The sequence below is a fragment of the Candidatus Poribacteria bacterium genome (assembly GCA_021295755.1).
In the GTDB taxonomy this organism is placed as follows: Bacteria; Poribacteria; WGA-4E; order WGA-4E; family PCPOR2b; genus PCPOR2b.
On sequence record JAGWBT010000236.1, the window covers coordinates 882 to 5,689 of the forward strand.

The 4,808-nt window shown below is 50.3% G+C and carries 5 protein-coding genes; 1 reads left to right on the forward strand and 4 read right to left on the reverse strand.

Features of this window, described 5'->3' with window-relative positions:
* Positions 1 to 2,229, forward strand: a 2,229-nt coding sequence (locus J4G02_22715; GenBank protein ID MCE2397321.1) for a hypothetical protein, incomplete at its 5' end; no start/stop codon positions are given.
* 39 nt (positions 2,230 to 2,268) lie between these two features.
* Here the strand turns inward: J4G02_22715 and J4G02_22720 are convergent.
* The 4 genes from J4G02_22720 to J4G02_22735 all read right to left on the reverse strand — a co-directional run.
* Positions 2,269 to 2,490, reverse strand: coding sequence for a hypothetical protein (locus J4G02_22720; protein ID MCE2397322.1), 222 nt, complete (start codon positions 2,488 to 2,490; stop codon positions 2,269 to 2,271).
* Positions 2,487 to 2,849 (reverse strand): redoxin domain-containing protein, encoded by a 363-nt coding sequence (locus tag J4G02_22725; protein MCE2397323.1) that lies wholly within the window; start codon positions 2,847 to 2,849, stop codon positions 2,487 to 2,489. Before J4G02_22725 ends, J4G02_22720 begins: the two co-directional genes overlap by 4 nt.
* Entirely contained in the window at positions 2,850 to 3,692 is an 843-nt protein-coding gene (locus J4G02_22730) for an SMP-30/gluconolactonase/LRE family protein (protein ID MCE2397324.1), read from the reverse strand. It lies immediately after the preceding gene.
* Between the two features lie 372 nt (positions 3,693 to 4,064).
* The coding region (locus J4G02_22735; protein MCE2397325.1) for an alpha-glucosidase/alpha-galactosidase at positions 4,065 to 4,808 on the reverse strand (744 nt) is incomplete at its 5' end.

The following is a 4,808-nucleotide window of genomic DNA, read 5'->3' on the forward strand; positions in this document are numbered from 1 at the left end:
TTAAAGGAGGAATTGACGATGATTGAAGAAACCTTGGGAGGCTTCCAACTTCCACCAACTTTAACACAAGAGATTATGCGTCAAATCCCTAACGGCTCGCTGAACCCTGCATCAACAACAAGCAAACCGCTCGCGCCGTGGATTGCTGCAACCGCGCTAACTGTGGTCACATTACTTATCGGCTTGGGTATTGGACAGACTGGGACATTTCAGCTACCTTACAGTTTTAACGCGCCCGAATTAGCCACAATGGTTGAAATCGTTGATGCACCGATAATTGAAATACCGGTAGTGAAGTTATCGCGAGCTAGCCGGGCGGGGGGACTGAGTGGAGCCGGGTCGGAAAATGGAAATAGGGAAAATGATTCGGTGCAGGGAACTGCTGCAGATTCACAAAATAATATAAAATCCGATAAAATTGGCTGGACGCAGACTGGAGGACCTTACGGTGGAACAATTATATCCCTTCACGCGACGCCGGAAGGCATACTCTTCGCCGGAACAAGTGAAGGTGGTATCTTCCGCTCAACAAACGATGGTGAAACGTGGGTATCTGCCAGCGAAGGCTTGCGCGTTTATGAGGACAACATGCTTCCTGTGATCTTCGCGTTGGCGCAGAAAGGAAACACCCTCTATGCCGGCACAGGCGGCGACCTTTTCTATTCAACCAATAACGGCGACTCGTGGCAGCAGTTGACTCACTTTCAACATGATAGGGGCATTTTGGGAGTTGCCGTCATTAATGATACGCTTTACATTGGACGATATGCACAGGAGAGCGTTTTCTTTTCTAATGATAACGGCAAGTCGTGGTCACAAATTGATAATGGTTTGACTGACCGCTTGGGGCCTCGCCTGGTTGCCAGTGGAACCACGCTTTTCGCAGAAACGCTGCGTCACGTTTTCCGGCTTAAAGTTGGTGAGACATCATGGACAAAACTCGTCATCAAGGATCCGTCGAAAAGAGATGCCATCTCAGATATCACGAAATTTGTCGTCTCTGGTGAAGTTGTCTACGCAGCAGCCGATAAGGGACTTTTCCGCTCGACGGATATGGGTGATTCGTGGAGGCCAATCAAATCCGAGGCGATGCAACGTTTCTATGGCGAATTAGCAGCAGTGGGAAACACAGTCTTCTATATAGGTTCAGGCATTGCCGGTGGTCGGGTATTTCGATCAACCGATGCCGGTAACTCATGGAGGATGTTTAACACCGACTTGAGTGATCAAACCGTTCTCTCCATAGTGGTCGTATCTGAGAAGACGCTTTATGTCGGTACCGACAATGGGGTCTTCCGCTCAAGGGACGGTGGAGAATCGTGGATGGAAACCAACACCGGTATCATCAATACACATATTGAGGATCTTGTATTCTTCAAGAACGCTCTCTATGCTGTAACGGATGATGGTATAGTCAAATCAGCGGATGGTGGTAACTCGTGGGTGCCAATGAATGAAGGATTGGTTGCCAGCGATGAGGGCGTGCTGACAGTTTCGGGAGGAAAGCTTTATACAGCAACAAACGAAACTAACTACGGGCTGAACCCATCAACTTCTGGAATTTATTCCTTAGCAGACGACGGAAACTCATGGATACCAGTTCAGACGAACATGCAGTCTTCCAATAACAGGATCTATGTCGTCAATCAATTGGCGATTAGCGGGGAAACATTCTACATCGTTGGACAGATGGGGGGCAAAGAGTGGCTCTACCGCTGGAGAGTGGGGGAGGACCTGTGGACACAACTCATGCCACAGCCGGATCTTTTTGGCTGGGGAGCGTTAGCTGTGTCAGGCAGAACAGTCTACATCAGTGCGGTGCGTGGGAAACTGTTCCGTTCGGTTGACGAGGGCGATACATGGACAGAGGTGAGTCAAAATTTACCAAATTGGAGCCAAGAAATCGGTGCCTATGATTTGACTTTCATCGGTGAGACAATTTATGCAAAGGCCGGCAGTGGGGGAGGCTGCTCGACAGATGGTGGTGAGACGTGGACACCAATCATCGTCGCCGGATTGCCCGGTGGCTATATTGAGATGCAGCTAGTCAATGGTACAACGCTTTATGGAACAAGCTCTCATGGGGTCTTCCGCCTGACGCATGGATCCGATTCATGGGAGCAAATCGCCCCGACGCAGCGTGATATCATGTCACTAACATACGATGGCACGACGTTCTACATTGGCACACATGCAGAGGGCGTATTCCGGCTTTCGCTGAATGAGTAAACCGTCAGCGGAAGGTCAATCTTCATCTGATGGTGCATGCTAATCCGGCGACTCAGTTTCAGACTGAGAAGGTTCTGCAATCAGTTTTTCAATCAGCTCTTTCAATTTGTCATAATCCCGTTCGGCTTCCGTCCGTGTTTTACCCTCTCCTTTGTAGTACTCACCGCCGGGGTGGATATAGCGAATCTTTCCCCGCTTATCGATGAGAAAGCTGACCGAGGTCCATCTGTGTCTGCCCTTAGCCAACCAATAACGTCTCAACAACCTCCAATCCCGAGCCGCTCCACCGCCTTCTCAAGTGCCTTTTGACGACGCGGCCCGGGCGGTTTCGGATGGTACATCCCAATCACAACCAAACCCTTATCCTTGAAAGTGTCGTGAAATTCGTTCAACGCGGGTGCACTAGCAGCACAAAATGGGCATGTCTCCGTCCACCAACGGATGAGAACCACCTTGTCCGCTAACGCGTTCAGCTGGAGTGGCTGCGAATTCATCCACTCCAGCGTTCCCCATTCCGGAGCCGGTTTTCCAATTAATTCGTCGCCTTCTTTTGCGGTAAGTCCTTGGTTGATGTTTAGCAACATTAATAGAAGGATGCCGCCTATTCCTAGATTACGCATTTAACTCCTCTGAAAAAGCTGCCAACTCCGCCCCGGCAAATCCGTGCGGAAATACTCAACATTGCCTCGGTCAGCGAGTGTGACGTAGCAGGTACGTCCATCAGGACCGCCAAAGGCTAGGTTGGTGCAGTCCTTTCCGGCAAGTTCAACCTCTATCAGTACCTCACCTTGCGGCGAAACTTTAGCGATCGTGCCTTTGCCGTGGCGCGTCACGTAAAGATTGCCCTCAATATCGCAGCGCATACCATCAAACCCAAAATCGGGGAACTGAATCAGTAATCGCTTGTTACTCACCTCTCCAGTAGCGGACAGATCATACGCCCAGATGTTGCGCTGGACGCTTTCATTGACGTAAAGGATGTTCTCATCGGAACTCACTTCAATACCGTTGGTCGTTCCCATATCCGCCTCAAGCAGCGTGACTGTGCCGTCTGTGTCGATGCGCCAGATTTGCCCCGTCGATTCCGCCCAATTCGGATCGCTAGCATAGACGATATCGTTGGAGCCGATGGCTATGTCATTTGGCTGATTCATGGTTGGTTCGTGTGCGTAAACGCTAATTTCTCGTGTCTCCATATCAACCTTGAGGATGTTGTGGTTGGTATAGTCGGCGATAAGCATGAAACCCGCACTGTCGAAACGGAGGCCGTTTCCAATACTACCGTTGGACAGCTCGACAAATACACTACACTTCCCTGCCGGGGTAACCTTCCCGATCGTGTGCTGACGTGCGTAGTTGACGGCGTAGAGATTGCCATCGGCGTCGCAAGCAGGACCCTCAATACCAGAGGTAAAACCATCCCGCTCTGTGAAGACATGACTGATAAAAAGTTCATCGATCATTGTGACAAATTCCCTTTCCTATAAGATAATATCGCTCTATTTTGGCTGAAATTCACCGTCGAGTCAATAAAGAAATGGCAGTACAATAGGGCGTTTATGGTAGATTTTAGAATTAATTGGACACTGTAAATCGGCGAGGTTAGGAAACATTGACTACCGGGGCTGGAAAAATCCCCGCTATGACCCCGGTAGGTGCGGTTTCTCACCGCACCGCATCGGCGCAGTTGGAAACAGCGCCTACCCAACACGGGGAGCGAAAGTGTCTATTTATTATTTTTATCATTCACTATAGTTCTCCTGTAGGTTGAAAACTCTCCCCAATTACATCGGGACAGGTGGAACGGGGAGGGATCTCCGAATCCCGGCTTCCTACTAAGCGAGCGGCGGCATAAATTCATCCTGTGCATCCAACAGTCGATCGATCGTCGTGCGAATCTCTGATAATGTTAATTGTGCGACGGTGTTTGGATCAACCAATCCCGCGTGATAGGCATATTCTCGATTCTCCTCTAGGATAGCTCGCACCGTCAACCCCTGCATATTGATATTGGTCTGGCAGAGTGCTGCGCACTGGGGAGGCAACGCACCAACGTAGCACGGCTGCAAGCCGGCGCGATTAACGAGTGTCGGCACTTCGACGCAACAGCCAGCAGGGAGATTGGTGATGAGATTCGTATTGAGCACGTTCCCGTAAATGTAGGCAGGGGTATCCGTCTCCATCGCGTGAATAATGACCGCTGCATATTCGTGAGAGCGCTGCAATTCAAGCGGAGCCGTTGCCGCCTCACGCTTTGCCTGTGCGATTCGCTCCTCCCGATCTGTATGTTGATTGACAAAGCTTTCAGCGGTACGGTTTTCAACGTTCAGGCGTTCCATCTCGTCGGGGTGTTGCATGAAATAAGGAACGTACTCTGCCATGTGGCGCGAGGATTCTGTGACAAACCGACCGAAATGCTTCAAGATCTCAAAGCGCACCGGGTCACGGGCGACAATCTCAGGATCTTCAAGGCAGGCGTTCAACCGAGGATAGAGTGTTTCGCCATCCTGCGAAAGTTCCAAAAACCACGCCATGTGATTAATCCCTGCGACAAGATAACGGAGGTGGTCGTAATCCAC